This is a genomic window from Acidobacterium sp. FHG110202_01 (genome assembly GCF_059115305.1).
On record NZ_JBZYWJ010000003.1, the window covers coordinates 432,988 to 447,501 of the forward strand.

Sequence of the window (14,514 nt, forward strand, 5' to 3'; positions counted from 1 at the left end):
ACATTTATCGATTGCGCCAATAGTTCGGACGCCGTTTTGCGTGGGCAACGGCGATCACCTGAATGCAATCAGGCGCAATCCTGAAGACGGCAAAATACGGGAAGTGCCTAAGGATTGCTTTCCGGGTGCCCTTGTGAAAAACAGGAAATAGCTGAGGGTTGCGAACAATCAAATCGAACGTATGAGATAACTCATCAAGAAAGCGTTCCGCAATCCGTTCGCTTCGAAGCGCATACCACTGAACAGCCGCATCAACCTCTTCAACTGCTTCCAAGTAAAAACGAATTTGGTAATTCAATGCTTCAGCCGTTTGCGCAAACGGGCTTCAGCCTCTGTCCACGAAATAAGTTCGCCTTCACCGCGATCGATGCTGTCAAGCCTGCGCTCAATCTCTTCCTGCCATGCCTGTTCGGCGTGCTCGTCCACAGAAGCATCCAGGCTATTCAACAATGAATCCGCGATGGATGCGCGTGCTTCAGCAGGCAATTCCAAAGCTTCATGCAGTAGCTGGGCAGGGTCGCGAGCCATATTGATTCTTAGGATAGCAGCTAGTGCCCACCACCGCCTCCGCCACCAGGCTTAAAGCCTCGCGTAAAGAACGCGATGGGAATCCCAAGCAGCGCAATCCATCCGAGCAGATAAAAGCAGTCCCGAAACCCAAGCAGGCTTGCCTGCTGCATCAGCAGGTTGTACATGCGCCCGCTCGCATGTTGTGTCGCATCTGCCTGTGAAAATCCAAGTCCCTGAAATGTCTTGCTCAAAGTATCGCGCGTTGAATCAAACAGTGGAACAGCATGCGCCAGCGTATCCGCCAGCCGCGATTGATGCAGATCCGTTCGCCGCTCATGAAATGTAGTGACAAAGGCAACGCCGAAACTGCCGCCCCAGTTGCGCGCAAGATTGGTGAGGCTCGAAGCCTTGTTGTTCTTCTCCGGAGGCAGATACGAATATGCCATCACGCTGACAGGCACAAAGAGAAACGCATAGCCAAATCCCTGAATCGCGCGCGCAAACGCATAGTGAAAGTAATCTGTCTGCGGAGTGAAGCTGCCGTAGTACCACATGGAACACGCAACCACCGCATAGCTGAAGACGATCAGCCCTTTCGGGCTCACCTTGCCCGACTGCACTACACGCGCCACCACTGGAGCAAGAAATGTAATCACCAGAGCGCCCGGTCCCAGCACCAGTCCGGCATCCGTCGCCGTGTAGCCATAAAGCTCTTGCAGAATCTCCGGAATCATCGTCGTGCTGCCAAATAGCACAAAGCCAAAGAGAAAATAGAAGATCGTGGAGGAAGCAAAATTTCGCTCTCTTAGCAGAGTTAGCTCCACTACAGGATCGGTATGCGTCCACTCCCAATAGACCGCAAACGCCAGCGTAAACACGGCAACCAGCGTTAATGCAAGGATCGTCCTGCTGCCGAACCAGTCGTCAATCTGCCCGCGGTCGAGTACGACTTCGAGGCATCCAAAACCGACCGCAATCAGCAAAATGCCCAGCGTGTCGATGCGCAGCTTGCCGCTGGCGCGCAACTTCGCAATCTCCTCCTTGAAATGCGGCGGATCATGCACCAGCCTGCTGCTCAGAATCAGTGAAACAGCACCAATCGGCACGTTGATGAAGAAGACCCAGCGCCACGAGAAACTATCAGTAATCCATCCGCCCAGCGGAGGCCCGATCGCAGGCGCAGTAACAATCGCCATGCTGTAAAGCGCAAACGCAGCAGCGCGTTTTGCCGGAGGAAATGTATCCACCAGAATCGCCTGTTCCACCGGAGCAAGGCCGCCACCGCCAATCCCCTGCATCACGCGAAAGAGCAGCAGCAACCCCAGCGTCGGTGCAATACCGCAAAGGAATGATGTCACCGTAAACAGCGCCACGCACATCATGTAGTAGCGCTTCCTCCCGAAAACGCGGCTCAGCCACGCACTCAGCGGCAACACCACCGCATTCGCAACCAGATATGAGGTAAGCACCCAGGTCGCTTCATCGAAGCTTGAACCAAGCCCGCCGGCAATATGCGGCAACGACACATTGGCGATCGAAGTATCGAGAAGCTCCATAAACGTCGCCAGCGTGACTGTAATAGCCACAGCCCACGGATTCACAGCGGGCTTTGCAGAAACTGGCGGATGTTCGAGTGTCGCTGTGCTCATCAGGAATAAACCGGTATGTACAGCACAGATTCAAAATGAGACTGATCGGTCGCAAAAATTCTGTTATGATCGTTCCTGTGAAATCGCCGCTCAGCAAGGGTGAGCAGACACGGCAGAAGATCATTCGGAAAGCCGCACCCATCTTCAACCGCCATGGGTACGTCGGCGCCAGCCTGTCCGAATTGATGAAGGAGACCGGCCTCGAAAAAGGCGGCATCTATCGCCATTTCGAGAACAAGGAAGAATTGGCAGTCGAAGCATTCGATTACTCCTGGTCAGAAATCAAGCGCATCCGCCTCGAACAGCTCAACAACGCTCCAACACCGCTGGGCAAGCTGCGAGCGATGGTCAATCACTTCGCTACCAGGCCCTCGCCCGTACCCGGCGGATGCGCACTTTTGAACACTGCGATCGATACAGATGACGGCAATCCAGTGCTGCGTGAGCACGCCCGCAATGCTCTCCATGAATGGCTGGATTATCTTGAGATGCTCGTGCGCCAGGGAATTAAAGAAGGCGAGATTCGCCCGAAGACATCACCACGCAGTGTGGCCTCCATCATCATTGCCACACTCGAAGGCAGCCTGATGATGGATCGTCTGACGGACAGTCGCGACGCACTCAAGCTCGCTCGCAAACATCTCCATACCTTCCTCGACAGCATCGCAAACAAGCCGAAATAATTTCCTGCGGCTTTCGCGAAAGGCCATTCATCTATTCCACATCACAAGACATGAGCGGGCAGATCGAAGTCCTCGACAATCCAATCTGGCATGCGCTCTCGACAGAGCACACTCAGTTTGCTGAAGGCAATAGCCTCGCAAAGCGCTACCACACTGACATTGGTCCGCTGGCTGGCGTGCGCGAGCAAAGCCCCGAAGCATACAAATCGCTCGGCGATTTGCTCGGTCCCGACGATTTTGCCGTGCTTTTTCTCGATAAGCCGCCGCAACTGCCCGAAGGCTGGCGCTTTCTCATGAACACGTTTATGGAGCAGATGGTCTGCGTCACTCCACCGCCCGCCTCAGAATGCTCACACCTTATCGAAGACCTGTACACAAGCAACGTGCCGGAGATGATCGCCCTCGCGGAGCTGACCGAGCCAGGCCCGTTCCGTCAGCGCACCATCGAATTCGGCGGCTTTCGCGGCATCCGCGACGCTGGCCGTCTCGCCGCCATGACCGGCCAGCGTACGCACCCTCCAGGGTTCGTCGAAGTCAGCGCCGTCTGTACTCATCCCGACTATAGAAAGCGCGGCTATGCCAACGCGCTTGTCTCCGATGTCTCGCACCGGATTCTTGCGCGCAACGAAACTCCCTTCCTCGGAGTTCTGCAAAGCAATGTGAATGCCATCCGCGTATATGAAAAGCAGGGCTTTAAAATCCGCCGGACCTTGTACCTTGCCGTTGTAAAAAGACCGCTATAAGCACGCTGCAATTTGTCATCCTGAGCGGAGCGACCGGCAGGGAGCGCAGTCGAAGGACCTGCAGTTTCTGAACCGGTAGCCACGGCGCTCCGGACTTCCTGAGACTAAATCGCCGCATCAGCCGTCATCCTTCTCAACATACCCCTGTGGAGAGTCTGATATTCTTCCACTTCCCTTGATTCATTCCTGAGGAGGACCACAAACGCATGTTTGACTGCTGCCGCAGGCCAGTCGCAGCTCTGCTGCTGGCTGTTGCGATTCCGGCTTTTGCCGCCGACAAATCCAAACCCAAGACCGACGACGCAACCCCTTCCTACGATGCGCCACAACCCGCGACGGAAAACCTCGACCTCACCATGTATCAGCGCATTCGCGAAGAAGGCCTGATGCACTCGCACATCATGGAGTACGCTTCCGCGCTGACCGACGACATCGGCCCGCGGCTCACCGGCTCACCCAACATGGCCAAGGCCAATGCCTGGACGCGCGACCAGCTCACCGCCATGGGCTGCGTTAACGCGCATCTTGAGGACTGGGGAGAATTCGGAATGGGCTGGCAGCAGCTCAACACCTGGGTGCGCATGACCTCGCCCGACACCGCGGTCTTCATCGCGCAGGCCACGCCCTGGTCGCCATCGACCAACGGCCCCGTGAGCGGCGAAGCAGTCTACGTCAATATTCAGGAAGAAGGCGACTTCGATAAATACAAGGGCAAGCTTGCCGGCAAGATTGCCCTGCTTGGTGAAATGCGCGAAGTGCCTCCCGTCGATAAGGGCCTCTTCGATCGCTACTCCGACAAAGAGCTCGAAGAGCTCGCTCAGTATCCCGTAAGCGACCGCGAAGGCCGCGAGATGCAGGCGCGCATGCGCACCTACATGCAGCGCTATCGCCTGGTTGACCGCATCGCGCAGTTCTTGGCTGACGAAAAAGTTGCGGCCATCATCCGTCCCAGCCGCGATGCCAGAAACGGCGGCGGTTCCGGCGGTACCATCTTCGACGACAACGGCGCCGCGCTCGGCCGCCAGCCCTATGTTGTCGACCACAAGGTAAAAGTGCCTGTTATCGTCATGGCCATCGAGAGCTACGGCCGTGTCTATCGCCTGCTCCAGGCGCACGTCCCCGTCACTCTGGAGACAGACGTGGAAACCAAATTTACCGGCGACCACGAGCACGGCTTTGACACTGTTGCCGAAATCCCCGGTTCCGATCCGAAGCTGAAGGATGAAGTCGTCATGGTCGGCGGCCATCTCGACAGCTGGATCGCGGGCACCGGCGCGACCGACAATGGCGCCGGCTCCATCGTTGCCATGGAAGTCATGCGTATCCTGAAAGCCCTTGACGTCCATCCGCGCCGCACCGTCCGCATCGCTTTGTGGAGCGGTGAGGAAGAAGGCCTCTTCGGTTCCCGCGGATATGTGAAGCAGCACTTCGGCTTCGCCGCCCCGCTCACAACGCCCGACCAGCAGGCGCTGCCCGAATTTATGCGCAAGTCCGGCCCGCTCGAATTGAAGCCCGAGCAGAAGCTTGTCTCCGGTTACTTCAACGTTGATAACGGTTCCGGTAAGATTCGCGGCGTCTATCTGCAGGAGAACGCGGCCGTCGGCCCCATCTTCGAGCAATGGATTGCTCCGCTCAAAGACCTCGGCGTCACCACCATCTCCATGCGCAATACCGGCGGCACCGACCACCTTTCGTTCGACGCAGTCGGCATCCCGGGCTTCCAGTTCATCCAGGATGAACTCGACTACGAGACTCGCACCCATCACTCCAACCAGGACGTCTACGAACGCCTGCAGCCGGCAGACCTGAAGCAGGTCGCAACGGTCGAGGCCATCTTCGTCTACAACACAGCCATGCGCGACCAGATGCTGCCGCGCAAACCTCTGCCGCATCCTGAACTGCGCGACAGGCAGAATGCGCCTATTCCCAACCTCTTCCCGGGAGCAGCTCCCTCAGAAGAGAAGAAGTAACTGTAAAAAACGCGGAGGCTTTGGATAGCCTCCGCGTTTCTTTTGGAACCCGTCAAGAAATACAAGCTTCCATATATATCAATCAGCTAGTACCTGGCTGGTTATCGGCAAAATAAATAGAAATAATTGAAAATATATTTTTCTTGACGAACACTTTCCCTCCAAATAAATTCACCCCTAACAATCGCGGATAAATTTATGCCTTCGGGCAATAAATCCACGACACAACCGGTTTGCATGCAAACCGGTATTTCGCCCTGATGTGGGCATTTTTTCCCTGGAGGGTCAGTACCATTGCGAAGTCACCGCTTCGCAGCCGACGCATTGGTGTGTCCGCTGCTGCTTCTGTTCGCCTTAATTCTCCTGCCTGTCACAGCATTCAGCCAGGAAACTACCGCCGGTCTTGAAGGAACCGTAAAAGATACCGCCGGCGCCGCCATTCCCCACGCCAGCGTAGAACTCACCGGCAACAAGCTCATCGGCAGCAAAGTTCTTGAAACCGATGGCGCCGGATACTATCACTTCTTTAACCTGCCACCCGGCACTTATACAGTCACAGTTACTGCCAGCGGATTTTCGAAGATCATCCGCGAAGGTGTCGTCCTTGAGACCGGCCACTTGCCGGCCGTCAACGTGGCTATGGAAGTAGGCGCAACCGCGACTACCATCCAGGTCAACGCTTCAGAAACTGCTATCGATCCAACGCAGTCGCTCTCACAGACCAACGTCACCAGCGAGATGATCGAGAACCTGCCGCGTGGAACCAACTTCCAGTCGGCCCTGGCCTTCACCCCAGGCGCGCGCAATGAGCCGCTGCAGGGCGGTTATGCCATCAACGGCGCTGCTACTTCCGAGAACAGCTATCTCGTCGAAGGCATGGACATCTCCAGCATCAGCAATGGCCTGAACAGCACCAACGCCTGGACCGGCAGCGGCCTCAGCGGCAAGAGTATTCCCTTTGAATTCCTGGAAGAAGTCCCCATCAAAACCTCAGGCATTTCAGCAGAAGACGGCGGCGCCCTTGGCGGCGTAGTCAATGCTGTGCAGAGGCGCGGCGGCAACCAGTGGCATGGACAGGTATTGACGTTCTTTGAAGCCGCTCCATTCGATGCCAGAGGAGCGGGCGGCGTTGGCGCGACCAGCGCCAGTGTCAGCGGAAACAGCCTCCGCTTCAATCCTCAGATTGCTACACCTGCAACCAGGCAGGATGTGCCATACCAGTTCTACACTCCAACGAGGGACAACTACCACATCGTTCAGCCCGGATTCAACATCGGAGGGCCGCTCTGGAACAACAAACTGTGGGCCTTCGTCGCCACAGAGCCTTTCTTCCAGCGGTTCAGCCGCACCGTAAACATGACTGGGTACGGGCCGCTGACGTTCAGCCGCAACACGGAGCTCTATTACAGCCTCGCCCGCGTGGACGCAGCCATTACCAACCGCGTCCGCGTCTATGGAGCCTGGTATTACAACTACCTGCGCGTTGCCGGCAGCAGCCTTCCGAACGCTGACGACGTGTATGGCCTGTACAACACTACATCTGCCAACTCGCCGGCGCAGTACCTGCACAGCATCGGATACACCACTCCCGGCGTGCTGATTACCGCAGGCGCAGACGTCACCCTGACGCCAAGCCTCATCCTGACCTCCAAGTATGGCTACAACTACGCCAACTATCAGGATCGCGGCCTTCCCACGGGCACACGCTACACCTGGAACAATTCGGCGCAAGGCGTCGTCGGCCTCGATGGAACACCGATCGATCCTTCCAGCCCCGCGTACTTCGCAAACGGCCACAGCAACATCAGCTCGAACTCGCAGTATCTCGCCAACCAGATGGCGCGCCACCAGCTCAATGAAGACATTGCATGGTTCAAGAGCGGCTGGTTCGGCACGCACAACTTCAAAGCTGGATATCAGTTCAACCACCTCTACAACAACATCGCCAACACCTACAACACCGGCCTGGTGGAATTGCACTGGGGCATCCCGTATGCGCCGCTTGCAACCAACCTGCCTCGCTGCGACGCCATTAACCAGACCAACATTCAGCGTTATGGGAAGTCTGGATCAACAGGCCCGAACTGCATGGGCGATTTCGGATACGCCGACCTGCGGGAATATGGAACCATCGGCGCAGCGTCCAGCAATAACCATGGCTTCTATGTCCAGGACAGCTGGCAGGTGGCCAAAGGCATCACCGCAAACCTCGGCGTGCGAGTCGAGAAGGAATCTCTCCCGGCTTACAACCAATACCCCTCCGGCATCGACTTCAGCTGGGGCGACAAAGTCAGTCCGCGTCTCGGCATTGCATGGGACATGCTGCAGAACGGCAAGCTCAAGGCATTCGGCAGCTATGGCGTCTTCTATGACGTAATGAAGACCAATCTGGCCATCGACTCCTTCGGCGGCGCTTACTGGCACAACTGCTTCTACGCGCTCGACAGCCCCGATTACTCGCAGATCGTGCCTCAGCGCGCATCCAATGGCCACTACTGCTCCGGAACAGGCGAAGCCAACTTTGCTGGCGGAAGCACACCGTCCATCCTCCGCTTTATTGAAAACCAGGACTACCGCATCCCCGCGAACGATCCTTCACAGGGTGCTGCAGTGGATCCAAACCTAAAACCCTATCGCCAGCACCAGGTCACGGCAGGAATGGAATTTCAGGCCGCGCCCGAGTGGACGCTGGCTGCCACTTTTGTCCGCAACCGCGTCGACAACGTGATTGAAGACGCGGGCACCATCACCCCTGCCGGCGAAACCTTCCTCATCATCAATCCGGGACAGGGCATCGACAAACAACCCGTTGCCGATTGTGGCGGATGCAAAGAGCAACCAAAAGCAGCCCGCGCCTACAACGGCCTCGAGATAGCTGCTACCAAACTCACCTCGCATCACTGGTACGCTCACCTTACCTATACCTACAGCCGCCTCACCGGCAACTACTCCGGACTCACCGGCAGCGACGTGGCCGACGGCGGCCTGAATGCACCTCGCAACTCCCCGAATGACAGCCGCGCCTTTGACGAGCCGTTCTTCCAGTTCGACTCTCATGGACGCGTCTTCAACGGCCTGCTCGCCACCGACCGGCCGCACTCCTTCAACGGCACCGGCTACTATGTGCTGCCTCGCATTCCGGGGCTCTCGCGCAACTCCATCAGCATTGGCGGCCAGCAGTACTGGTACAGCGGAACGCCGCTCAGCTCCTACATGAACGTAGGCTCCGGCGGCGGCTACCCCGTGTACGTGGAAGGCCGCGGCAAGTGGGTTGACGCCACTGCTGACAGCAATGGCAACATCACCTTCGGCAACCCCTACGTGCGCCGCACTCCGTGGTTTGTGCAGACAGACGCCAGCTTTAAGGATGAGTTCAAAGTGAGCAACGTCCATGAAGGCTGGAAGCTTTCCTTCGAAGCCAACGTCACCAACCTGTTCAACCGCAAGGCAGCAACGGAATACTCGTCAAACATCGACACCGGAAACAAGAGCGGATACATTGCTCCTCCGGGATCCACCGATGCTGACGGCAACCTGAACTACGCCGTGCTCGAAAGCGGCTATGACTACAAGACCCTCGCCAATACCGATGGCATCACGCTGAACGGCGAGTACGGCCAGCCAGGCTCATGGCAGGCAGGACGCAGCATCCGTCTGCTGGCCCGCTTCACCTTCTGACAAACAATTGCAGTTTCATCTCAAGCGCGGAGGTCAAAACCTCCGCGCTTTTTCTTTGGTCAGAGAAACGTAGGTGCCCCATCCTGACGGAACCGGGTCCGCGGAATGCGCGGTGTCCGCGTTCTGGGATTGGAGAGTCAGGGTGCGAGGTTCGCAGGACTTTCTCGAGTTGTACTGCACAGGCGCCCCGGAGGTGCTGAAAAGTCACAGTTTTGAAGAGACACGACTTCAGTCGTGCCGTAAGTTGCCTTAAATCATCGCGGCTTTAGCCGCCGAGGGATTTGCTTTTCAACTCATGTGGACTCTTTCAGCACTCTACAGCCCGCTGAATTAAGACCTGGCGCAAGCGTCGCATCTCACTACCGTAGGCTATCCGAGGCCCCCTGCTATGCAGTCTTTGCGGTGTCGGGTGATGCGGCGAAACTCTCGATGTCAAAGTATTTCCAAAGTAATATTCTGCCGTAAGCTACAGATTCAAAAATGTAATCGTCGCAACAAGCAATGACAGGATATTTTCCTCCCTTCCTGATATCCTGAAGATAAGGACGGAATAGACAGAAGGCCCGCCTGCATCCAGCGGGTTTTTATCGCCTGGAATCAGTACTTTACATGAAACCTGCCTGTTTTCAATACTTTGCCATATTGAAAACAGAAGCCATGAATTTTCAAAGACTTAACACCTCCCCCGGGAAGGGGGAGGGGGGGCACTCGGTGGAAAGTTCGGAGGATTTCCGGGGCAGGAAGCGGAAAAGGAACAATCAGCGGTGAGCCACTACATCCTGCAGCTTCTCTTTCAGAACATCAAGGAACGCAAGCATCCCCGGCGAAAGCCACTTGTCCTTATGCCACACGATATGAGTCGCGATATTCAGATCGGGCCCGGCCCAATCCAGGTCCTTGATCTGTTTCCTCGCTAATTCAGCCGCAACAACAATCTCCGGTAGCAGACCGATCCCCATGCCGGCCGTCGCGCACTGTTTCACCGCCTCCACGCTTGAGAATTCAGTGACGCCGCCCGGACGCACCTTGTGCGCCGCCAACAGTTTGTCGAGCTTCTTGCGGTATGCGCACCCGGCTTCGGTCAACAGCAGTTGCTCTCCATCAAGATCAGCTGGTTTTACTGCTGCCTTGCCCACCAGCGGATGCTCCGGATGCGTAATCAGAAAGATCCTCTCCATCTGCAGGCGCTCAGAGGCGATTTGAGTGTTTGCAATTTCATCAGCCATGCTGATGATCATGTCCAGCTTGCCGCTTTCCAGCGTACTCACCATCCCGTCGTCCCACTGCGGTCGGAAGATCAATTCCACCTCCGGATAGCGCCTGCGGAACTCCCGCAAAACACCGGGCAGCCGATAGGCCAGCACGCTTTCCGGCGCACCGATGCGCAAAGTCCCCGCCGGTTCCGAGCCGCTGCGAACGGCAAATTGTCCTTCGGTCATGGCCGCCAGCGCCTTTTCTGCAAAGGGAAGGAAACGCCGTCCGGCCTCGGTCAGGACCACGCGTTTGGCCAAACGGTCAAAGAGCGGTGTGCCCAGTTCCTCCTCAAGGGTCTTGATTTGCGTCGTGACATTCGACTGCACCGTATGAACGCGCTCTGCTGTGCGCGTAAAGTTCAGCTCTTCGGCCAGGATGCAGAAGATCTGGAGCTGCCGGACTTCCATTGGTTCTCCTCCCGCCTATCTTTGATGAAGATCAGGATAATCCAGGCAATCTATTTGACAGATTTTATAGCTTGCATCAAATATTTTTATAGGAGATGCAAGTGCGTTTTTGTCGCCCAACCCGTCTCGCTTCTTCCCTGGCCATTCTTATCGCCTTTCTTCTGCCATGGACCTCCAGGGCACAAAATTCCGGAAATACTCTGATCTTTTATGCGGATAAGCAGGTAAACGATGGCGTATGGAATCCGCTGTTCGATGCCATCCGCGAAGACCTCGCAGACAGAGACTACGGCCTCGACCGCCATCCGCGCCTTCTGCGGGGGACACAAATCCTGCCCGGTAATGAGTTCTCCGGCGTCATCGAGGTCCGGCTGCTCGGGCGCTGCGATGTAGTGCAGCAGGCCTGGCGCCCGCTCCCGCCCGGCCCCCTCGGATGGGTGCTGCGCGTGCATGGAGAAATCCAGCCCTTCATCTACATCGACTGCACCCGCATGGCGCAGGTGCTGAACCCGTCGACATTAGGGCTTTCGCGCGAAGACCGCACACGCGCCATGTCGCAGGCCATCGCACATGTCCTCGTGCACGAGTGGGTCCACATCGCCACACAAAACGCGAACCATACCGATCGCGGGATCACCCAGGCCCAGCTCACCAACCGCCAGCTGACCACCGAACCAAGCCAACCTCAAGTATTCATCGAATCGGACAACGCCGGCCCAGCCGAGAACTAAAACATGGGTGCCCCATCCTTTCGCGCTTTTTGCGAAAGGGTGGGAGCTTCGCAGGATTTCCATTTGAGCACTCGTCCAGAGGAAACTTCCCACCTGCTAGCATGGAAAGAAAGAAAACTTCAGCGTATGAATTCACCCGCAAGCTCCATCCGCGTTCAACTGCCCGACGGTTCCACCAGAGAGCTCCCTTCAGGATCGACACCACTCGACGTGGCTAACAGCATCTCAAAGCGTCTGGCTGCGTCAGCCGTAGTCGCGCGCATCAAGCCGCTCAACTCTGAAGCGGCAACCGCGACTGCCCAGCAGACACAAGGCGAAGCCGCCATGTATGGCACAGAGAACACGCAGGACGAGCGCCTGGTAGATCTGAACGCTCCGCTCACGGAAGATGTCGCGCTCAAACTGCTCACAGAAAAAGACGCTGACGCGCTCAAAGTCCTGCGCCACTCCGCCGCGCACGTTCTCGCGACTGCAGTGCTTGAGGTCTTCCCGGAAACAAAACTCGGCCACGGTCCGCCGACAGATTCGGGATTCTTCTATGACTTCTACCGCCCCACACCGTTCACGCCCGAAGACCTGAAGCTCATCGAGTCGAAAATGTCCGAAGTGGTCGCGCGTGATGAGAAGTTCATCCGCGAATGGGAGCCGCGCGAGCAGGGTCTCGCCCGCTTCAAGGCCGACAACGACTTCATGAAGATCCACTTCATCGAGCGTTTCACAAAACCTGGTGAAGAGATTTCTCTCTACCGTAACGGCGCATTCGTCGATTTCTGCCGCGGCCCGCATGTACCTTCAACCGGACGTGTCAAGGCATTCAAGGTGACGAACCTTGCCGGAGCCTACTGGCTCGGCGATGAGAAGAACCCGCAGCTCCAGCGCATCTATGGCACCGCCTTCTTTTCGAAGAAAGAACTGGACGAACACTTCGAACGCCTCGAAGAGGCCGCTCGCCGTGACCATCGCGTGCTGGGCAAGCAGCTCGATCTTTTCTCCATTCAGGAAGTCGCCGGCTCAGGCCTGATCTTCTGGCATCCCAAGGGCGCCATGATTCGCAAGATCATGGAAGACTGGATGCGCGAAGAATGTATCCGTCGCGGTTACGATTTGGTCTACACGCCGCACGTCATGCGCACCGATCTCTGGAAGATCAGCGGCCACGAAGGCTTCTACGCGCAGAATATGTTCACGCCCATGGAGCTCGACGATGCGGACTACCGCATGAAGCCGATGAATTGTCCGGGGCACATCCTCATCTATAGAAATTCACCCAAAAGTTACCGGGACCTGCCTGTGCGCCTTGCCGAACTCGGCAATGTATATCGCTATGAACGCTCCGGCACCATGCATGGCCTTCTGCGCGTGCGCGGCTTTACGCAGGACGATGCTCACATCTTCTGCACGCCCGAACAGATTGAAGATGAAGTGGTAGCCTGCATCGATTTTGCGCAAATCGTGCTGAAGACATTCGGTTTCACCGATTTCCAGGTCGAGCTTTCCACATGGGACCCCAAAGACCGCCAGAGCTACGCCGGTTCGGACGATAAGTGGGATCTCGCTATTTCCTCGCTCGAAAATGCCTTGAAGCGGAGAGATATTCCCTATAAGACAATCTCCGGCGAAGCCGCATTCTATGGGCCCAAGATCGATATAAAACTCGTCGATGTGCTCGGACGTCTGTGGCAGCTCTCGACCGTGCAGTTTGATTTCAATCTGCCCGCGCGCTTCGAGCTTGAATACGTCGGCGAAGACGGCGAGCGCCATCAGCCCCTCATGGTGCACCGCGCGCTCTTCGGATCGGTGGAGAGATTCTTCGGCGTGCTCATCGAACACTATGCCGGAGCCTTCCCGCTCTGGCTCGCTCCCGTGCAGATCGGCCTGGTGCCTATCAGCGAACGCCATCTGTCTTACGCAGAAAAAGTACAGCGGCAGTTACAAAATGCCGGGCTGCGTGTAGAACTCGACGGCCGCAATGAAAAAATGAATGCCAAGATACGCGACTTCACTCTACAGAAGACTCCTTATGTATTAGTGATGGGCGACAAGGAAGCCGAAGCTAACGCAGTCAGTGTGCGTACGCGTGGCAAAGGCGACCAGGGATCGGTTCCACTCGACGACTTCCTGGCAAAGGCTAGCAAGCTGATCGAAGAGAAATTAACGGAGTTATAACCACCATGTTGGTCCTTCCGGGTTGTCATCCTGAGCGCAGCGAAGGACCTGCTTTTTGCTTCGATAACCACAACAAGGGGTGCCCCATCCTTTCGCGCTTTTTGCGAAAGGATGGGAGACCACAACTCTCAGCCGAGGAGGTAGCACTCCCATGCACTACTCCCACATCGCAATCCCCGAATCCGCCATTCCCAAAGCGGCAAATCCGCTCTTCCAGCATCTGCTCGACACCTATGTAAGCGAATCAAACAAGGTCATATCAACATGGCGCATCTTCTCTGACGCCGACCTCGACTACAAACCACATCCACGCTCCACCAGCGTGCGCACCATCCTCAAACACCAGCTGCTTTCCGAGCGTCGCTTCTTCGGTGAATTCCTGCACACACCAGAGCCGGCGCCGGAACAGGTATTGCCCACGACTCTGACCGTCGAAACCGCCTGCACACGCTTCATCGAACTCGTCATGCCGCGTCTCAACTTTTTCGCGAAGCAGGAAACCGCATGGTGGATGGAAGTCGTACCCTTCTTCGACGTCAACCGACAGCGCATCTGGATCTTCTGGCGGCGAGTCCTGCATACTTCGCACCACCGGACGCAGCTCACCGTCTATCTCCGGCTACTGGATAAAGAAGTTCCGTCAACATACGGCCCAACCGCCGACGTCACATGGAAAGGCGCCGACCCGACAACTTCCGTAGAAGCCGCAGGCCGGCGCTAAGA

11 protein-coding genes are annotated in these 14,514 nt (G+C 56.7%); 7 read left to right on the forward strand and 4 right to left on the reverse strand.

Annotation, left to right across the window (positions count from 1 at the left end; all coding sequences use genetic code 11):
* Positions 1 to 4: 4 nt before the first annotated feature.
* From AC5S16_RS08205 to AC5S16_RS08215, 3 genes are read right to left on the reverse strand one after another with little or no spacing between them, the layout of a single operon-like run.
* Positions 5 to 298, reverse strand: coding sequence for a type II toxin-antitoxin system RelE/ParE family toxin (locus AC5S16_RS08205; RefSeq protein WP_493929558.1), 294 nt, complete (start codon positions 296 to 298; stop codon positions 5 to 7).
* Entirely contained in the window at positions 295 to 528 is a 234-nt protein-coding gene (locus AC5S16_RS08210) for an addiction module protein (RefSeq protein WP_493929559.1), read from the reverse strand. Before AC5S16_RS08210 ends, AC5S16_RS08205 begins: the two co-directional genes overlap by 4 nt.
* A 20-nt stretch (positions 529 to 548) precedes the next feature.
* Positions 549 to 2,159: a DHA2 family efflux MFS transporter permease subunit gene (locus tag AC5S16_RS08215; RefSeq protein WP_493929560.1), complete on the reverse strand. Its 1,611-nt coding sequence runs from the start codon at positions 2,157 to 2,159 to the stop codon at positions 549 to 551.
* Positions 2,160 to 2,224: 65 nt separating this feature from the next.
* Between AC5S16_RS08215 and AC5S16_RS08220 the strand changes: the two genes are divergently transcribed.
* The 4 genes from AC5S16_RS08220 to AC5S16_RS08235 all read left to right on the forward strand — a co-directional run bounded on the left by AC5S16_RS08220 (position 2,225) and on the right by AC5S16_RS08235 (position 9,233).
* Positions 2,225 to 2,842 (forward strand): TetR family transcriptional regulator C-terminal domain-containing protein, encoded by a 618-nt coding sequence (locus AC5S16_RS08220; protein WP_493929561.1) that lies wholly within the window; start codon positions 2,225 to 2,227, stop codon positions 2,840 to 2,842.
* Between the two features lie 50 nt (positions 2,843 to 2,892).
* Positions 2,893 to 3,585 carry a GNAT family N-acetyltransferase gene (locus tag AC5S16_RS08225; RefSeq protein ID WP_493929562.1) on the forward strand — a complete coding sequence of 231 codons (693 nt, stop codon included), beginning with the start codon at positions 2,893 to 2,895 and terminating at the stop codon, positions 3,583 to 3,585.
* Positions 3,586 to 3,791: 206 nt separating this feature from the next.
* Positions 3,792 to 5,555, forward strand: coding sequence for a M20/M25/M40 family metallo-hydrolase (locus AC5S16_RS08230; protein ID WP_493929563.1), 1,764 nt, complete (start codon positions 3,792 to 3,794; stop codon positions 5,553 to 5,555).
* Between the two features lie 294 nt (positions 5,556 to 5,849).
* Positions 5,850 to 9,233 (forward strand): TonB-dependent receptor, encoded by a 3,384-nt coding sequence (locus AC5S16_RS08235; protein ID WP_493929564.1) that lies wholly within the window; start codon positions 5,850 to 5,852, stop codon positions 9,231 to 9,233.
* A gap of 758 nt (positions 9,234 to 9,991) precedes the next feature.
* On the opposite strand, the gene AC5S16_RS08240 is transcribed toward AC5S16_RS08235, so the two are convergent.
* Positions 9,992 to 10,894, reverse strand: a complete 903-nt coding sequence (locus AC5S16_RS08240) for a LysR family transcriptional regulator (protein WP_493929565.1) — start codon at positions 10,892 to 10,894, stop codon at positions 9,992 to 9,994.
* A 101-nt stretch (positions 10,895 to 10,995) separates the two neighbouring features.
* Here AC5S16_RS08240 and AC5S16_RS08245 point away from each other — a divergent pair, with 101 nt between their 5' ends.
* From AC5S16_RS08245 to AC5S16_RS08255, 3 genes are all read left to right on the forward strand, one after another.
* Positions 10,996 to 11,625: a hypothetical protein gene (locus AC5S16_RS08245; protein WP_493929566.1), complete on the forward strand. Its 630-nt coding sequence runs from the start codon at positions 10,996 to 10,998 to the stop codon at positions 11,623 to 11,625.
* A 126-nt stretch (positions 11,626 to 11,751) separates the two neighbouring features.
* The gene (gene thrS, locus AC5S16_RS08250) at positions 11,752 to 13,791 is read left to right on the forward strand and encodes a threonine--tRNA ligase (RefSeq protein WP_493929567.1); all 2,040 of its coding nucleotides are present in this window, start codon (positions 11,752 to 11,754) and stop codon (positions 13,789 to 13,791) included.
* A gap of 151 nt (positions 13,792 to 13,942) precedes the next feature.
* A complete protein-coding gene (locus tag AC5S16_RS08255) occupies positions 13,943 to 14,512 on the forward strand; it encodes a DinB family protein (RefSeq protein WP_493929568.1) in 570 nt (189 codons plus the stop codon).
* Positions 14,513 to 14,514: the final 2 nt, after the last annotated feature.

Excerpts from the sequence above, each read along its gene's own strand:
- AC5S16_RS08210 (WP_493929559.1), bottom strand. The coding sequence starts at position 528 with ATGGCTCGCGACCCTGCCCAGCTACTGCATGAAGCTTTGGAATTGCCT.
- AC5S16_RS08215 (WP_493929560.1), bottom strand. The coding sequence starts at position 2,159 with ATGAGCACAGCGACACTCGAACATCCGCCAGTTTCTGCAAAGCCCGCT.
- AC5S16_RS08220 (WP_493929561.1), top strand. The coding sequence starts at position 2,225 with ATGATCGTTCCTGTGAAATCGCCGCTCAGCAAGGGTGAGCAGACACGG.
- AC5S16_RS08225 (WP_493929562.1), top strand. The coding sequence starts at position 2,893 with ATGAGCGGGCAGATCGAAGTCCTCGACAATCCAATCTGGCATGCGCTC.
- AC5S16_RS08230 (WP_493929563.1), top strand. The coding sequence starts at position 3,792 with ATGTTTGACTGCTGCCGCAGGCCAGTCGCAGCTCTGCTGCTGGCTGTT.
- AC5S16_RS08240 (WP_493929565.1), bottom strand. The coding sequence starts at position 10,894 with ATGGAAGTCCGGCAGCTCCAGATCTTCTGCATCCTGGCCGAAGAGCTG.
- thrS (WP_493929567.1), top strand. The coding sequence starts at position 11,752 with ATGAATTCACCCGCAAGCTCCATCCGCGTTCAACTGCCCGACGGTTCC.
- AC5S16_RS08255 (WP_493929568.1), top strand. The coding sequence starts at position 13,943 with ATGCACTACTCCCACATCGCAATCCCCGAATCCGCCATTCCCAAAGCG.